At 39.7% G+C, this 16840-nt stretch carries 13 protein-coding genes and 1 pseudogene; all 14 read right to left on the reverse strand.

Translation table 11 applies throughout. From position 1 onward, the window contains the following. Positions 1 to 12 precede the first annotated feature (12 nt). The 14 genes and pseudogenes from BR30_RS0105815 to BR30_RS0105880 all read right to left on the reverse strand — a co-directional run bounded on the left by BR30_RS0105815 (position 13) and on the right by BR30_RS0105880 (position 16831). Positions 13 to 1575: an ABC transporter substrate-binding protein gene (locus BR30_RS0105815; protein WP_026564196.1), complete on the reverse strand. Its 1563-nt coding sequence runs from the start codon at positions 1573 to 1575 to the stop codon at positions 13 to 15. Positions 1576 to 1684: 109 nt separating this feature from the next. Then, on the reverse strand, positions 1685 to 2404 hold the full coding sequence (locus BR30_RS32730; protein ID WP_051633477.1) for a FadR/GntR family transcriptional regulator: 720 nt from the start codon (positions 2402 to 2404) through the stop codon (positions 1685 to 1687). A 272-nt stretch (positions 2405 to 2676) separates the two neighbouring features. After that, positions 2677 to 3414, reverse strand: a complete 738-nt coding sequence (locus BR30_RS0105825) for a GNAT family N-acetyltransferase (RefSeq protein ID WP_026564197.1) — start codon at positions 3412 to 3414, stop codon at positions 2677 to 2679. 288 nt (positions 3415 to 3702) lie between these two features. Beyond that, positions 3703 to 4599 (reverse strand): myo-inosose-2 dehydratase, encoded by an 897-nt coding sequence (gene iolE / locus BR30_RS0105830; protein ID WP_026564198.1) that lies wholly within the window; start codon positions 4597 to 4599, stop codon positions 3703 to 3705. 43 nt (positions 4600 to 4642) lie between these two features. Beyond that, a complete protein-coding gene (gene iolG / locus BR30_RS0105835; protein WP_026564199.1) occupies positions 4643 to 5662 on the reverse strand; it encodes an inositol 2-dehydrogenase in 1020 nt (339 codons plus the stop codon). Positions 5663 to 5828: 166 nt separating this feature from the next. Next, positions 5829 to 7490 (reverse strand): annotated as a pseudogene (locus tag BR30_RS32735) (glycerol-3-phosphate dehydrogenase/oxidase). A 71-nt stretch (positions 7491 to 7561) separates the two neighbouring features. Then, a complete protein-coding gene (locus BR30_RS0105845) occupies positions 7562 to 9673 on the reverse strand; it encodes a DUF5054 domain-containing protein (protein WP_026564200.1) in 2112 nt (703 codons plus the stop codon). A gap of 29 nt (positions 9674 to 9702) precedes the next feature. Further along, positions 9703 to 10467 carry a sugar phosphate isomerase/epimerase family protein gene (locus tag BR30_RS0105850; RefSeq protein ID WP_026564201.1) on the reverse strand — a complete coding sequence of 255 codons (765 nt, stop codon included), beginning with the start codon at positions 10465 to 10467 and terminating at the stop codon, positions 9703 to 9705. Position 10468: 1 nt separating this feature from the next. Next, the gene (locus BR30_RS0105855; protein WP_026564202.1) at positions 10469 to 11440 is read right to left on the reverse strand and encodes an aldo/keto reductase; all 972 of its coding nucleotides are present in this window, start codon (positions 11438 to 11440) and stop codon (positions 10469 to 10471) included. Beyond that, positions 11421 to 12179: a glycerophosphodiester phosphodiesterase gene (locus tag BR30_RS32740; protein WP_051633478.1), complete on the reverse strand. Its 759-nt coding sequence runs from the start codon at positions 12177 to 12179 to the stop codon at positions 11421 to 11423. Before BR30_RS32740 ends, BR30_RS0105855 begins: the two co-directional genes overlap by 20 nt. Positions 12180 to 12238: 59 nt before the next feature. Then, positions 12239 to 13519: a CehA/McbA family metallohydrolase gene (locus BR30_RS0105865; protein ID WP_051633479.1), complete on the reverse strand. Its 1281-nt coding sequence runs from the start codon at positions 13517 to 13519 to the stop codon at positions 12239 to 12241. A 21-nt stretch (positions 13520 to 13540) separates the two neighbouring features. Then, positions 13541 to 14407, reverse strand: coding sequence for a carbohydrate ABC transporter permease (locus BR30_RS0105870; RefSeq protein WP_026564204.1), 867 nt, complete (start codon positions 14405 to 14407; stop codon positions 13541 to 13543). Positions 14408 to 14410: 3 nt separating this feature from the next. Next, positions 14411 to 15286, reverse strand: a complete 876-nt coding sequence (locus BR30_RS0105875) for an ABC transporter permease subunit (protein WP_026564205.1) — start codon at positions 15284 to 15286, stop codon at positions 14411 to 14413. A gap of 138 nt (positions 15287 to 15424) precedes the next feature. Beyond that, on the reverse strand, positions 15425 to 16831 hold the full coding sequence (locus BR30_RS0105880; RefSeq protein ID WP_026564206.1) for an extracellular solute-binding protein: 1407 nt from the start codon (positions 16829 to 16831) through the stop codon (positions 15425 to 15427). Positions 16832 to 16840 lie beyond the last annotated feature (9 nt).

The raw sequence follows: 16840 nt of genomic DNA on the forward strand, positions 1-16840 counted from the left end.
TTCAAAAGGATGTTATTTCTTGTCTAATTTTTGTGTATGGATGATGCCGTCTGGTATATATTCAAAGCCAGTAACCTTCTTAGAGACTCCAAAACGGTTGAAATCATGGTAAATGTGCACGTATTCAGATTCATCATGGACAATTTCCATCGCTTGATCATAAATGACCTTACGCTTGGCTGGATCCAATTCAACTCGAGCTTGCTTAGCCAGATTGTCCAAGTTTGGGTTTGATATAGCTGCATAGTTGTTTGGCTGACCGGTTACAACGAAATCGAAGAAACTTTGATCTGGGTCGGGACGTCCTGACCATCCAAGTTGAAGAGCTTGGAATTTATGATTAGCCCCATTTTCCAACATCGTTCCAAACTCGATCTTTTCTAGTTCTACCTGAATTCCGTAAGGCTTTAACATGTTCTGAATAACAGCCCCGAACTGTTCATTGACAGGAGAGGTGCCGATTTGTAATTTAAAGCTGAATCCATCTGGCTTTCCACCCTTGGCCAGCAAGTCCTTAATTTCTTGTTTATTTGGCTTTTCCACTTTATCTGAATCGCCATATGCCAGGTTACCTGGTGCGAAAGGAGAGTTTGCAGGTGCTCCATAGCCGTCAAGGACAACCTTGATGAAAGCATCACGGTCAACTGCCTTATTTACTGCTTGGCGAAGGTACTTATTGGTGAATGGCTCTTGTTTGGTGTTCAGGTAGAACCCTTGGTAAGCCATTCCGGCTTCAGCAACCACTTTTGCATTCGGATTATTATCCAATCCTTTAATTTCCTTAGTCGGAACTTCATCTATGAAATCAAGTTGACCGGATTTTAGGTTTTGAACCGCTGCTGTCCCGTTCGTAAACACTTTGTAATTCAATTCATCAATGTTGACTTTACCATTCCAATAGTTTTCATTCTTTTTCAACGTAACATGGTCGCCATTAATATGTTCCACGAAAACATAGGCACCGGTTCCTACAGGATGATTCAAGAAATCATCACCATATTTCTTCACCGCTTCAGGAGATACCATCATGCCTGAACGATCGGTAAGAATCGAAATAAACGGAGAGAATGGTTCAGATAGTTCAACCTTCACCGTTTGCGGATCTACAACATCTACTTTTTGTACAAAACTCATTTCATTCTTACGACGAGAATTGTCTGCTTTATCACGCTCGATGTTGAACTTTACAGCTTCTGCATTAAATTCAGTACCGTCATGAAACTTGATTCCAGTCTTTAATTTAAAGGTATACACCTTTCCATCCGGAGAAACCTCAAAGGATTCGACTAAAACAGGTACAATTTTTCCATCCTTGTCGAGGTCAAAGAGTTTATCATAGATGCTGTTTTGAACTTGGCGATCGACTAGAGCATTGGATTGGCTAGGATCTAAGCTTGGCGGATCCGCTTTAAGACTGATGTTAATCACTTTTTTGCCAGCAGGTGTGGAAGCAGCAGGCTTTTGAGCAGAATTTCCAGTCGATGCAGATTGATTCCCACCACTGCATCCGGTCATTGCGATCATCGATCCGATAATAGCTGTTGCAAATGTAAATCGAGCCTTTTTACTTAACATACTTTCAACCCCCATTTATAATTAATATTAATTGTTGAACACTATTTAAATCTGAATAATATTTATTTTCTGAAATTTTTAACCAAAAAAAATTGTTACCTTTGAGTTGTTATTGTTGTTCTGTTTTCTCCCGCTGCTGTTCTTCTTTCTCCCATTTTTCATGCAGCTTTTCATATCGAAGGGCTACGTCATACAAATGTTCCCTCATCATTTGTCTCGCTAACTCGACATTATGATCTTTGATCGCCTGATAAATTTTCTCGTGGAATTGAATAGTGGAAAGCTTATCCGAGATCAAAAGCATCTCTCTTTTGGCGGAGGTAAGAAAATCAGTAATAGATTCATAGACTTTCATCAAAACCTGATTTCTTGTTGCATGGACAATGGCCTGGTGAAATTTTTGATCCGCATCCAGAATAGGTAAATTCAATTGGATCGCTCTCTTCATCATTTCCAGGGATTGCTCCATTTGAGCAAAGTCCTCTTCTTTTGCAACTTCCGCTGCTTTCCCGCAAATTTCCACTTCAAGCATCAAACGAAACTCCATGAGTTCTCGGGAATTTTTCGGATCAAGAAGTGCAGACACAACATGCGTGTGAACCATGTCGCTAAAATCCGTTTTTTTGACAAATACGCCAATCCCCATTCGCTTCTCCAAGACCTGCATATCCACCAGACTATTTAAGGCTTCCCTCACAGATGATCTGCCTACCTTTAAGGTTTCCATCAGCTCCCGCTCCGAATGCAGTTTATCACCTACTTTAAACGTACCCTTCTTAATTTCTTCCAATATATATTCAGTTACAATACTACTGACTTTTTTCGACATGCTCAACACCCCATTCGTTCTACTTATCCTATGTATCTAACTTGTCTTATGCGTCTTACATGTCTCACCTGTCTGATGGGTTGGTTTGATTTTACCCGATGTTTTCATTATTGTCAATATTAAAATAATACTTAATTTTCAGATTATTATTTTATTGTATACGATAAGATAATGGGGTCTGGTGATATGCTGATGGTAACCTTGAAACCGCTATAGAACATATTATTACAATATCACTTTATTCAAACTTATGGGCATGACTAGCATGGGTATTATTCTAACCAGTAACAGCCTCTCACAATTGCACTTATTTCCTCATATCCAGCTTTTTTATATACTTTTATTGCATTAGGATTGTGAGCATATAAATAACTTACTGTTTTTAGTGTCCTTTCATTAAAATCAGTAATAAAGTTAATTAATTGGCTGCCATACCCCTTGCCTCTTTTATCTTTTTTAGTAAATACATCATTTACTCTAGAAATATCATTCTTGTGATACAAGGAAGCTATACAAACTAACTCTCCATCATCGTATCCCCCAAATAAATAAAAATTTTCGTTATCTATCGACTTTAGCAGAGATTTATAACCCCACTCACCTTGTTCTTTATCAGAGCTGAGTAATTCATTTATTGTTTCATCTATATAATTTAACTTTTTAACATGTAGGGACTGAGGAATATCTATTATTATTTTATTTTTTTGGACAAAGAAACAAATTTCATCTAATGATTTCTTAAATCCTTTACTTTCTAAATATTGACCAATTTTACTTTTATTTCTTGAGAATGTATAGACTCGTGGAGTTATAGCTATTGATTGATAAAAATCCACAATATCTTTTATTGCGAATTCATAGTCAGAATCCTCATTAATCAATGCATGATTACTATCATATGATAAAGGATTACTTTTATCATAAAAGATTTTGCCAAAAGGTTTTTCTATTACTTGGGATTGAACCTCTGCAAAATTATTTTCAAATTTTATTATTTTGTCTATTAACATTTTTATATCCTCCGAATAGTTAAATGCTTTATCTTCCTACCTAAACTTACCTATTTATATCTTTTAAGCAGTAATTTTGCAAACTTGGCCTTCCACTTTGCATCTAACCATATGCTTAGGACATCGATAGTTCGGACACATAGATCCATGAACAATAAGTGCAAAAAAACCGCAAGAAAATATCTCACGGTTTTCAGAGGGGGCAGGTCCCATATCTATAGATAGAAGATATATTTTTTTGAAAGGTGGTTACAATCTCATTTTTCAAGCCAGATTTTCGCGTCTGGCTCACAGTCCACTTGTTTCACGAATATATTTTCGTGCTTTTAATGCATATTCAAATGGGTTAGCAACTGCAGGGTCCTGTTCAGCCTCTACAACAAACCAGCCTTTATAACCAGCAGCGTCTAATACTTCAAAAACTGGTTTAAAGTCAATGACTCCGTCTCCAGGTACCGTAAATACTCCATCTTTAACGGCTTGTAGAAAGCTCAATTTCCCTTCACGAATCTTATTAACCACATCTATTCGTACGTCTTTTAAATGAACATGATGAATCCGACTCATATGTTTATTTAGTACGTGTAAATGATCCTCGCCGGAAAAAACAAGATGACCCGTATCGTATAGAAGTGATACTTTATTAGGATCCGTTTCCGCCATCAAGCGGTCAATTTCATCTGTCGTTTGAATACCTGTACCCATGTGATGGTGATAGACAATTTTCATCCCTTTTTCAGCTGCGAGGTCGCCAAGAAGATGTAACCCTTTGACTAAAAGCTGCCATTCTCCTTCTGTAAAAACAGGCTTATGCTCAAATAGCGCTTTATCCATTTGACCTTGAATGCTATTGCCTTGTTCAGAAACGACAATGACTTTCGCACCCATTTCATGTAAAAAGTCTCGATGTTCGATAAATTCCCTTGTTGTTTCCTCATATGGTTTAGAGGTTAAAAAGCTGCTAAACCAAGCACTTGCGATTTCCAAACCCCGAATTGACAATGCTTTTTGTAAAACCTCTGGATTTCGAGGGTATTTATTGCCGACCTCGCTGCCGGAAAATCCTGCAAGCGCCATTTCACTAATACATTGTTCGAATGTCACATCACCGCCAAGCTCTGGCATATCATCGTTTGTCCATCCGATTGGCGCAATCGCCAACTTAACTTGATTACCCTCAAACATCCTCGTTCCCCCTCTTAATAATCTTCCGTTTAGTTTCCTAATACTAGACAGTTGCCGATTGACCAACCTGTTGCAACTGAACTGGCGCTCCAATTGCAAGCGACTTTTTAGCCGCATGGGCAATCCTCTCTGCCTGGAGGCCATCAAAAATGCTGCAGCTGACTGGTTGATTTTCAAGGATAGCAGTAACAAACTCGGTTACCTCATCGGTATAGGCTTGTGTGTAGCGTTCTAGGAAAAAGTATAGAGGTTTCTCTTTTAAAACATTTTCCGCAGTGGAAAGCTCCACATTGTTAGCGCGATTGTTATCCGCTTGTGCGGCACCCTTGTCACCAAACACTTCTAAGCGCTGGTCATATCCATAGGCAGCACGGCGACTGTTTTCAATAACGCCAAGAGCGCCGTTTGCAAACTTTAACGTAATAATAGCAGTATCAATATCACCAGCTTCACCAATAGCTGGATTTACAAGTACCGCCCCGGTCGCAGAAACCTCCACAACCTCACTGCCCATAATATAACGGGCCATATCAAAATCATGTATCGTCATGTCCATGAATAATCCGCCTGACGACTTTATGTAATCAACACTTGGTGGCTCCGGATCACGGGATGTGATGCGTAAAATATGGGGCTGGCCAACTTTACCACCTTGGACGAGCTCACGGATTTTACGGAAGTTGGGATCAAATCGGCGATTGAATCCAACTTGAAGCTTTACACCAGCTTTTTCGACAGCTGCAAGTGCTTCTTCCGTTTCTTCCACAGTAAAGCTGACTGGTTTTTCACAAAAAATATGTTTTCCTGCTACTGCAGCTTCTTTAATAATGTTTGCATGTGTATTGGTAGGCGAACAAATGAATACAGCATTAATTTCCGGATCATTTAGGATGTCAAGGTAACTTGTTGTCAAAACTTCTATTTGCTTCTCTTTTGCCCATGATTCAAGATGTCCGATTGCAACATCTGAAACACTTTTTACTCTAAGGCGTGGAATGCCTCTCAAATTATCAACATGTATTTTCCCAATACGCCCAGCTCCGATTATTCCTACAGTCAACATCACTTAATCCTCCCTTTTTTATGATCAAACATAGATGGTTGAGCACTTCCTCTAATAAAATGTGGGTCAGCTATTTCGGCATGGATCGTGTTATCAATGTTATTTCCTTCATCAACGAGCGACTGCTTAACCCTCTAAACAGGGATGACTATGGTCCATCGATCACCTAATCAAATTTGGATTTACTGACAGTTGAGGCAGTGGCATTCTTCAATTCTCTCTCCACGTCATTACTGTATTGGTCCCTTTCATCCTGGGACCACTTAAAAACATCTGCCATAAAAGCCGTTACTTGATTTTTGTATTCTTGGACTAAATCAACATGAAACAATAAATCTCCCGTTCTTCTAAAAAAGAAGTCAATCGGTGTAGCTGCTATCTCATTCTCAATCGCATAAACTAATTTGCTGAATAGCACGACCGGAATAGTATACTTTCCGGCATCCCCGCTTCTCTCTTTTACAATTTGGAAAAGGTACGGAACATTGGAACCATACATGGAAGCTAGATGATAAGCTTCTTCTTCCCTTAACCCCAATTCCACTCCAATTGCTACCTGTTTTTTCAAAAATGCCAGAAATCCTTGGGCTCCCTCGACGTCACCGCCTGAAATCGGCAAATTTCTCGTTTCACACTTTCTAAAAGCTTGACCTAGTTTATTAACCAGCAAGTCGACCAAGGTTTCAGCCATTTTCCGATATCCCGTTAACTTACCGCCTGCTATCGTAATTAACCCTGAATCGGAAACCCAAATTTCATCTTTTCGGGAAATCTCAGAAGGATTTTTCCCTTCTTCAAAAATAAGCGGTCTGACCCCGGCCCAGCTGGATTCGACGTCCTTTTCCGTCACTCGGGCTTTGGGAAACATATAATTGATCGCATTTAAAATATAGGCGCGGTCACTGTTGGTCATTTTCGGATGGACGGCATCTTCATCATAAAAGGTGTCGGTTGTGCCTACATAGGCTTTACCGGCTCTGGGAATCGCAAACACCATTCTTCCATCCTGGGTATCAAAATAAACGGCCTGCTTTAATGGGAACCTTGATTGGTCAATCACAAGATGAACACCTTTTGATAATTTTAATTGTTTCCCCCTTTTAGATTGATCTTTTTCACGGATCAAATCGACCCATGGCCCAGTCGCATTTACAACCTCACTAGCACGGACTGTAAAGCTTGTTCCACCTAATCGATCGTGAATCCTCGCACCCTAAACTTTTCCATTCTCATATAACAGTTCTTCAGCCTTGGCATAATTCAGGCCAACGGCTCCCTTTTCAATCGCCTTCTTTAGGACTTCAATGGTTAACCTTGCATCATCTGTTCGGTATTCAACATAAACCCCGCTGCCCCTTAACCCTTTCGTTTTTAATAAAGGTTCACGTTGTAAGGTTTCATGAGCATTAAGGATTGTTCTTCTTTCCTGCTTTTTTACACCTGCTAAAAAGTCGTAGACCATTAAGCCGATGGAAGTACTGATTTTTCCAAAAGTACCGCCCTCGTAAAGGGGCAGGAGCATCCACTCCGGTGTTGTTACATGTGGTCCATTTTCATAGACAACCGCTCTTTCTTTGCCAACATCAGCAACCATTTTGAATTCGAATTGCTTCAAATAACGTAAGCCGCCATGGACGAGTTTAGTAGAACGGCTGGAAGTTCCCGCAGAAAAATCTTGCATATCGACAATAGCGACCTTCATTCCTCTTGCGGCAGCATCAACGGCAATTCCTGCTCCTGTGATTCCACCTCCAAGGACCAAAACATCATATCGATCTTTTGTCAGTTGATCAATGTACTCTTTTCGATTAAGATTTGAAAAATTCATCATGTCTCCCCCTTGAATAGAAGAGTTACCCAAAATGGATAAAGGCCCATTACTTGGACCTTTATCCTGATTTAAAAATAGGATTTCAATTTCAATGTAAATCTGCTTTTTCCATCTTCTTCATACCACATCGGGAAGTTGGTTCCCCAAATATTGTTGTAGAGATTAAAGTGGAATCCCCCTTCTAATGAAGCAAAGGTATTGTTAAACTGTAACAGTCTCTTTTCACCTGGTGATACGAGTGGTGAATCTTTCGTCTCAATCAGCACTTCACCATCTGCCCCGGCATAATACAGTCCTTTATCAACACAATGGAGGTTGCGGTTTCCGTTTTTCACCACTTCTAATGGAGAGATGCGTTCACCCAACTTATCCAATTTCCAAATGTTTGGATTATCCACTTCTAGCCCAAATGAAAACCACATTGCCTCTGGTAAGCGATTTGCATCCTTATCGAACCAATGAAGCTCAATATCAATTTGGTCATCCTGCTTACAAAATTTATATTGAATCATAACCTCTTTTGGAGCACCCAATGACTCCACTGGATATTGAGGCAAACATAAATGGACAATGACATCATCACTTGCTGTGGTTTCTGTTTTTGTTAGTGAAACGACCCTGGGTTGATAGATTTCATGTTTTGGGGTCGGAGTAATGAGCTCGAATCCCGGTTTTCCCTGGTCCGCTTCAGACCACCGATACGTTTGACCAATATTCTCCACATATTCCTCAAACCATTGATTGTAATTTTCAACGCCAAATGACTCGTAAGCAAATACACCAATCCGTTTTTGCTTGTTTGCCCACTCTTTCCCGCATCTGTCTACTAAACTAGAAATGGAGCCGTCCTCTGCAAACGCTACAGTAAGCCCTCCAAGAGAATAAGACCTGTTCAGCTCTATACTCACACTGCCCGGTTCCAGCTTTTGAGCGTTCAATGCATGGAATGCTTCAAACACTTCCTGCTGCCGTTCGACGGATAATGAATGAACAGCTTTTTGAATATAGCCCCGCTGTTCCTTCCACGAATCTTCGAATAATTGATAATTTCGATTTTTCGGTGCTCCTGAAAAAACTTCCATCGATAAACGATCATACTCATCCATGGCAAATGAACCGATATAGCTGTATTTGTCTGGCACTGAATCTTCATCAATCGTATTTCTTATCTTTGCCTGGTGAAAATCCTGCTTGGCATAGTTTTTATAATCATTGAGGTGTTTTTTTTCATCTAATCCCCATGTATGCTCAGGGATTAACAGCAGACAGTCAGAAAACTGAGTATACTCATCACTATTTATGTCTAACCTGCCTTCCGATACCCACTGATTTCTCAGTCTAAGTAACTCCCGATATTGCGCTACTTTTTTGGGATCGGTAGCCGCTCCATGGATCCACGAATCAGCGATTTCTTCATAAACAATAGGCAAGTTGTGTTTAATATCCTGTATATTGGCCGCAAACGCATCCATGGTCGATGCTTTGATAACTGCGTTCGGAAACCTTTCTTGTAAACTCGCAAACTCAGCTTTAATATCTTCAATCGACGGCGGTCCACAATTATCACCTGTGTGGGCAAACACCATCACTTCTTTTAATCCATCCAGTTTAAGAACGTCCCCATAGTTATCAGCATAGTTCACAACGATTTCCGAGCCGTCTTTCCCCTTCCATAGAAAGATCGATGGAACGGAAGGAACTTTTGAGGCTGGATTTACGCCAATATGTAAATATTGGATACCGTCACTCGCCAAATAAGGAATCATCGCTTTTGTATGCCCTGGAACGTCGGTCATTTTTGCTGAAATGGTTTGTTTTTCAAATTTGGAATCTAATCGTTTTGCGATCGATAGCCCGTATTGAAATAACTCAGCATCCATTAATTCCGTATGCGTCGTAAAAGGAAGACCATGCCAGGCGATAAATCCCCTTTCAATCGCAGTTTCCATTTTTTTCTTTTCTTCTGTATTTGCTTGTTTTAAATACTCCTGAATCAGCCACGAGCCTGTTGTCCACACAAAACCAACTGAAGTAGCATCTTTCTCCAGACTTTCTGCTAAATCAATTGCCTTTGGTATGTATGACTTTATATATTGTTCTGTCACGTTTTCTGCTAAATCGGTAAACCCAATATCCAGATGTGTTTTAAAAATGACATGCACTATTTCAATATCGTTCATGATGTTAGCTCACCACCTTTTGTAGGTCTCTATACGTTTACTTTTTCCGACAGTTTTATGAGATTGGTCAGGCTAAGCTCTAAACTGTCCAAGGGACTGCCGGGACAGAAGTCTTGTTCTACCGCATAGAATTCAACTCCATTTTGTTCACCCCATAATAAAATCGGTTCAAAATCAATCGATCCTGTTCCCACTTCAGCAAAATATTTTCTTTCATCATTGGTCATATCTTTTAGATGAAGGATTGGGATTCGATTAGGGAATTTTTTCATATAAGAAAGCGGATCGATTCCTGCCATTTTTACCCAATAGGTATCAACTTCTGGATAAAGAGATAAACCATTTTCTTCTTTTAAAATATAATCAAGGGCAAATTCCCCATCTATCTGTGTCCGGAATTCAAAATCATGGTGATGATACCCAACACGATAACCTCTAGGTGTTACCTTATTCGCGACTTCAAGCAGGTCATGCTTTGCTTTCAGATAACCTTCGACATTTTGCATTTCTTCCTCAAGGTAATGGCAGAAAAAGTCGGTAGTCCCAAACAAGTCCGCTTCCTTTAATACTGTTTCTAACTCATTGTTCATGCGGTCAAGGCTGATATGCATTCCAGCTGTTTTTAATCCCGTTTCTTTTAATACTTCAGCAATTTCTTCTGCTGGATAATCATACAGTCCATCTATTTGCACAGCCGCATAGCCCATTTTCTTTAATTCACGCAAGACAAAGGGAAAATCTTTGCTTATTTCATTTCGTAAAGTATATAATTGGGCAGCAAATTTATGTCTCATCTTATTTCGCTCCTCCTATTTTCGATTCACATAAGTTGAGCAGGTCCAGTTCTTCTGAAGTTAACAGAATTTCTGCCCCCTTGATTGAAGACAATAACTCCTCTACTTTTTCAGGACCAATTATCGCAGCCGTCGGATATGGCTGATTCAGCACATAAGCGAGTGCAATTTCAATGGTACTTGCTCCCTTTTCCTCTGCAAGCTTTTGCGCACGATAATAACGCTCCCAGTTATCCTCACTGTAGTAGACTTCAACCATTTCTTCATTTTCTCTATTTTCAGGTGAGAATCGGCCACTAAAGAAACCGCCCGCCTGTGAACTCCATGATAATAATGGCAATTGTGTTCCCTTATGCCAGTTAGAGATTTCCTTATTTACGGAAACACAGCCTGTCCATCGGGGTTTATTGCATTGTGCCAGACTTAAATTCGGGCTGCTAAAAGTAAAACCGATGAGACCGTGTTTTGCCGCATAATCATTCGCTTCTTGGATTCGTGTATGAGTCCAGTTCGAAGCACCAATTGCATGGATTCTGCCTGCCGCAATATGCTCATTTAATACTTCCATGATCGATCCCACTTCAACACTTAGGTCGTCGCGGTGGAGGGCATAAAAATCGATATAATCGGTTCTTAACCTTGATAAGCTTTCGTTAACATCCTTGTTGATCGCCTCACGGTTTACACGAGGTCCCGGTTCGCCATCATCAGGATGGGCTCCTTTTGTCAGGATGTAAATATCTTTACGGATGCCTCTTGATTCGGCCCATTCACCTAATATCTCTTCACTATTAATATATTGATGGGCGGAGTCAAACATATTCCCCCCTGCTTGAACATACTGACCCATAATCGTAAACGCCTGTTCCTTATCAGCAAATTGATAGAAGCCGGCGGTTCCCATAATTAAGCGTGAACACTTTTTTTCAATGGATTTATTGTCAGACAACCCTTTAAGCGTTAAATAGTTCATCGTGAACCTCTCTTTTCAAGAATCTATTTCTTTCTTCAATCATCACATCTGGAATATTCGTATCCATTGCATCGATACCCCACTCCAGAATGGTCTGCCAAACATGGAGGTCATCACTCATACTTCCATGCACATAGAAACCATGCAGATGTAATTCGTCTACTAAACTAGGAGAAAGCTGAAAAATAGGGGCATTAAGTACCTGAGCTTCCATCGAACGTAAATACTCCACTGGATTAACGAGGCGTGATGCACTAATTACATTGGTAATGATTTCCTTACTATGTTTCCTCACTTCAACTAATGAGGCATGATTAAAGGACATGATTTGAACCTGTTCTTCCATTTGGTAGCTTTCCACTAACTGAACAACCTTTTGCGCAAGCGGTTCATGTAAATGTTCCATTTGTTTCAATTCAATATTGAGCCAAATTTTATCTTTCGACCATGCAAGAACTTCTTCAAAGGCAGGGATTTTTTCACCTGAAAACTTCTCGGAAAACCATGAACCAGCGTCTAATTGCTGGATTTCGGCTAACGTATGTTTATGGACAAAACCTTGGCCATTCGTCTTCTTATCTAAATAAAAATCATGATAGACGATAACCTCGCCATCTTTTGTTAATTGAACATCCAGCTCCAGCATCTCAGCATTTAATTCAACCGCTTTCCTGAAACTGGACATTGTATTATCCGGACAATAAGCGGATGCACCACGATGTGCCCCAATAAAACTCACTTGGTTTCTTTCAAAAATACTCGCTATCTTCTCCGCCTTCTTCCATTTACTAAGTCACATTAATTTGAAAAATAAACAGGATTACTTAACGCTGCTAAAAGCCGCGATTTCACTTCAGGGAAATAACGCCATACTTCCACCCTGTAGAAGGAGCGGTCTTCTGCACCCCATGATAGGTCCAGCGAGTCCTGGCCTTCCTCGATCATGATTTCTTTTTCGATTCCCTGATTGGAAATCACTTTAACAACGTCGCTATATTGAACATCCCTCACGTTTAAATGGACTGGTTGATTCATGTCTTCACATACATCCCCCATCATACTGGTCCCGCAGGTTAAGCCAATAAATGGCCCTTTTGGTGAATAGCTGAGAACCACATGGCCTTTATCAATTGATTTTAAAATCTCAGAACTTGTTAATGACTTACTGTAGACCCAAGTTGTCGGCATTCCATGGATGACATACGGATCGGGACGGTGCGCATCACTGCCACCAACGGCCACAAGCCTTCTACCTGAGACCAGCTGTTCCTGCCACCAATTGAGGGCATCCTGGTTATCCTCCCGCCAAGGTCCATTCCAAACCTCCACCCAGTCATAGTCAAAATCCCAGTCCCATCTCCAGCCTGTATTATGGCAATATGGATGGTTTAAGGAGATATAGGCACCATTTTCACGAGCCTCTTTTAAACGAAGGTGTAACTCTTCATTTGTATTAACTCGAAAATCACGAATCGGATCCTTGACTCCAAAAAGGTTAAGATGTCCTCTATTTGTGGTAAGCTCCATTCCTGGAATAAACAGAGTGTTGACATCACGTGGAAATGCTTCATTTTGACTAGCAGCGTTATGGTCGGTTAATCCTAAGAAATCCAGACTCGCTTCTTCACAAATGTCGGCTTTTTCCCTTAATGTGAAGGTCCCATCACTATGGACACTGTGAGTGTGAAGGTCACCTTTTAACCAGCGGAGTTCCTCAAGCGTGTGCTCAATCGTCAGCTTCACTGTACAGCCCTTCGCTGCAACTTTGTAAGCATTAAGGATAACAGCCCACTCCCCTGCTGCAATTTCACCATGTAAATAACCAGGAGTAGCCTTTGCCTGATGGATAAAAAATTCAGTACGGGCACCGCCACTCCAGCCACGGACTCTATTTTGATCTTTTACACCTAAGTCGATAATGCTCGAAGCCACTCCTGTTTGTATGACTTCCATTTTTACCTTAATTTGTTCCGTACCAGCAGGAACACTGAATGGAACCTCGATATATGAGCTTTCTTCATCATGTGAGATAAATCTTGAAATAGTTTCTGCTTTTGAACACGCTTGGATGAATCCCATTTGATTAACCTCCTATAGCTGCTATTCTTTACCTGAACCTAGCATTAGGCCTTTTACAAAATATTTTTGAACAAATGGATAAATGACTAATAATGGTATAAGGGCAATGACAATCCCGGCCATCCTTACATTGGCTGTTATAAAATCACTGCTTGATGTTGAATCCGATGTGATAATTAATGAACGTAAGGCAAGCTGTAACGTGTATTTTTTATCATCGTTAATATAGAGCAAAGCAGAGGTAAAATGGTTCCATCTGCTGACAAATTCAAATAAGGTAACTGTCGCAAGTCCGGGCTTAGCCAACGGCAGAAAAATTTTTAAGAATATTCTTAAATCTCCCGCGCCATCCATTCTTGCTGATTCTGCCAATTCATACGAAACACCCAAAAAGTAATTTCGCATTAGAAGGACACTAAATCCTGAAACTAAACCATTAATTACTAATGATGAAAGGGTATTTAATAATCCAAGGTCCTTATTTACAACATATAGCGGGATCATAATAGCCTCACCTGGAATCATCATTGTGACCATAATAATAGTCGTCATCAATTTTCTACCAGGTAACTCTTTTTGCACCAATACATAACCGGCCATTGCAGACAAAAAGACGTGAAGAACTGTTCCCACAATAGTAACAATAACGTTGTTATAAAATGGTCTCCAAAGTTCAAGCTTTTTCCAAATCGTTTCATACCCTTCAAAGTTGATTTCAGTCGGCCAGATTTTTATTCCTGGTTTCATCGACTCGATATTCGAAGAAAGTGAAACGGTCAGTGTATTAAGTAACGGGACAATCATTGTAAGGACTAACAGTAATAAAAATAGGATATTAAGACCATAAAAGAATTTTCGCTTCCAACTCCAGTGAATCCAACTCTTCATTTTCTATGCCTCCTCGTCATATCGAAGCACTTTTCTTGCAATTAGGGTAAGAATTAATGTTGCTACGATAATTATCATTGATGCTGCAGTGGCGACCCCCATTTTAAACTCTAGGATCCCTTTTTCATACGTATACGTCATGAGTACATCTACTTTGCGGGTAATCGATGGATTGCCCATTACGATAATTTGATCAAATATTCTTAATGCACCTAATAGGTTTAAAAGAAAAACTACTTTCATTGTTGGGTATAATTGTGGAATCAAAATATTTTTAATTTCATCCCATCGAGATGCTCCGTCAATTTTGGCTGCTTCATATAAGGAAGGACTGATGCCTACAATCGCTGCCAAATAGAGAACACAGGTATATCCCATATCCTTCCATATAGAAGAAAGCACCATTAACGGTCTTGCATACTCATCCTGAGTAAAGAAATGAATCGGTTTTCCTCCAAACGCTTTAATAAATTCATTCACAAGTCCTCCATCTGGCGAAAGGAGGTAGATCCAGATTCCACCAACAACTACCCATGAAAACAAATGGGGAACATAAATAACCATTTGGGTGAATTTTTTAAAGGAGACCCGGATAACTTCATTAAGGGAAATTGCTACGATGATCGGAAAAGCGAACCCGATGATCAAGATTCCTCCGCCAATAAGGACCGTATTCACTAAAACACGCCAAAAGACTGGATCATTCAACACTGTCATATAGTTTTGAAAACCAATAAAGGGCCGGTCACCTATGATTCTAAATTCTTGGAAACTTATTAGAACTCCCCTTAATAAAGGATAATAGGCAAAAAGAAGAAAATATAAAAAGATGGGGATCATCATTACATAAAGCCATGCGTACCGTTTAAATGTATTCATCGTATCATCACCTTGTAATTCGGTTTTGTAGAACCTAATGTGAGAAACCACATTCCATTATTTGTAACCCAGGATCCTATGAGACTAGTAAAAAAAAGAGGGAGGGCATTCTCACCCTCTTTTTTTTACATTTCAATTTTATTTATCAATTAATCCTGCATCCAATAATTCTTTATGCATTTTTTTAACCGCTTCTTTGGCATCCATTTGACCCATCATTGCTTTAAATGCATAGTTTTGGACTATCTTTTCAGCTGTTGGCCAGTCGGAAGTAGAAACTTCTAATGAAGAGTTATTAAGAACAATCTTCTGCGCATCTTCTACCCCTGGAAGCATTCCGAATGGATTTTTCCACTTTGAGTTGTTCGGGAAAGGAGCTCCATGGTCCATACTGTGCTCTTTACCAGTAGCCGTTAACTCATATTTACCATTTGTTACAGTATAGTCATTATCTTTAATTCCAAGAGTTGCTAACACATTTCCTTCTTTTGAATGCCAGAACTCAAGAAATTCCATTGCAGTATTTGGATGTTCAGCATTTACAGGAATGGCCCAAACACTTTGGTCACCACGGTGAAGCATTATCTTTCCATCAGGCCCTGCCGCACCAGGAATTCCTTTTGCCACGAATTTAGTATTAGGATCTTCCACCTGTTTGATATTATTAAATAAGCCAACCCAGGCATCCCAATACGTAACCATACCAACACGGTCTGTTAAGAATAGTTCACGCATTTTACCTGTATCATTTGTGGCAAAGTTTGGATCGATTAAACCTTCTTTATATAACTTTGCAAACCACTCAAGAACTGGAACAGCCTTTTCAGTTGCAATCGGCATCGTACGTTTGCCGTTTTTATCGATAACATACTTATTCTTCACTCCTGCTGCACTTAAGAATCCCTGGATGTCATTAAGTCCTGCTGTGGAAAGACCATATGTATCGTTTTTGCCATTTCCATCAGGATCTTGCTCTTTAAACGCTTTGAATACATTGTAGAAATCATCAAGTGTTTTTGGTTCTTGAAGATTTAACTTTTCCAGCCAGTCTTGTCTGACAATTGGCAGTGTTCCGCCTTCGAACTTATTGAATACACCGTAAATTTTACCGTCATCGTACGTAATTAAATCCCAATCTTTTTTAGAAATAACGGATGGATCTGATAATACCTTTGATTTTTTTATTTTGTCATTTAATTCGGTTAATACGCCTTGATTGGCCAAGATATCCATCAACGGCTTCGTAAGAAGGATTAAGTCATATTTTTCACCAGATGACATCGAAGTCATTAATTTTTGGTCATAATCAGCTGGCGGCCTAACCATTTCCACTTTAATGCCTGTTGATTTTTCTATCTCTTTTATGAACAATTCATTTTCTTCAGGAGTTTTCCCGCCAACTACATTGGTAAGAATATGCAGAGTCTTTTGCTCTTTTTTATTCTTCGCATCAGTTGAAGTTTCTTTTGAACTACAAGCACTTAGTAATAAGCTTAAAATCATTAAAATTGGTACTAGAACCTTGAAACCTTTTTTAAAATACATTTTTCCATC

Source organism: Bacillus sp. UNC41MFS5 (assembly GCF_000686805.1).

Excerpts from the sequence above, each read along its gene's own strand:
- BR30_RS0105815 (WP_026564196.1), bottom strand. The coding sequence starts at position 1,575 with ATGTTAAGTAAAAAGGCTCGATTTACATTTGCAACAGCTATTATCGGA.
- BR30_RS32730 (WP_051633477.1), bottom strand. The coding sequence starts at position 2,404 with ATGTCGAAAAAAGTCAGTAGTATTGTAACTGAATATATATTGGAAGAA.
- BR30_RS0105825 (WP_026564197.1), bottom strand. The coding sequence starts at position 3,414 with ATGTTAATAGACAAAATAATAAAATTTGAAAATAATTTTGCAGAGGTT.
- iolE (WP_026564198.1), bottom strand. The coding sequence starts at position 4,599 with ATGTTTGAGGGTAATCAAGTTAAGTTGGCGATTGCGCCAATCGGATGG.
- iolG (WP_026564199.1), bottom strand. The coding sequence starts at position 5,662 with ATGTTGACTGTAGGAATAATCGGAGCTGGGCGTATTGGGAAAATACAT.
- BR30_RS0105845 (WP_026564200.1), bottom strand. The coding sequence starts at position 9,673 with ATGAACGATATTGAAATAGTGCATGTCATTTTTAAAACACATCTGGAT.
- BR30_RS0105850 (WP_026564201.1), bottom strand. The coding sequence starts at position 10,467 with ATGAGACATAAATTTGCTGCCCAATTATATACTTTACGAAATGAAATA.
- BR30_RS0105855 (WP_026564202.1), bottom strand. The coding sequence starts at position 11,440 with ATGAACTATTTAACGCTTAAAGGGTTGTCTGACAATAAATCCATTGAA.
- BR30_RS0105865 (WP_051633479.1), bottom strand. The coding sequence starts at position 13,519 with ATGGGATTCATCCAAGCGTGTTCAAAAGCAGAAACTATTTCAAGATTT.
- BR30_RS0105870 (WP_026564204.1), bottom strand. The coding sequence starts at position 14,407 with ATGAAGAGTTGGATTCACTGGAGTTGGAAGCGAAAATTCTTTTATGGT.
- BR30_RS0105875 (WP_026564205.1), bottom strand. The coding sequence starts at position 15,286 with ATGAATACATTTAAACGGTACGCATGGCTTTATGTAATGATGATCCCC.
- BR30_RS0105880 (WP_026564206.1), bottom strand. The coding sequence starts at position 16,831 with ATGTATTTTAAAAAAGGTTTCAAGGTTCTAGTACCAATTTTAATGATT.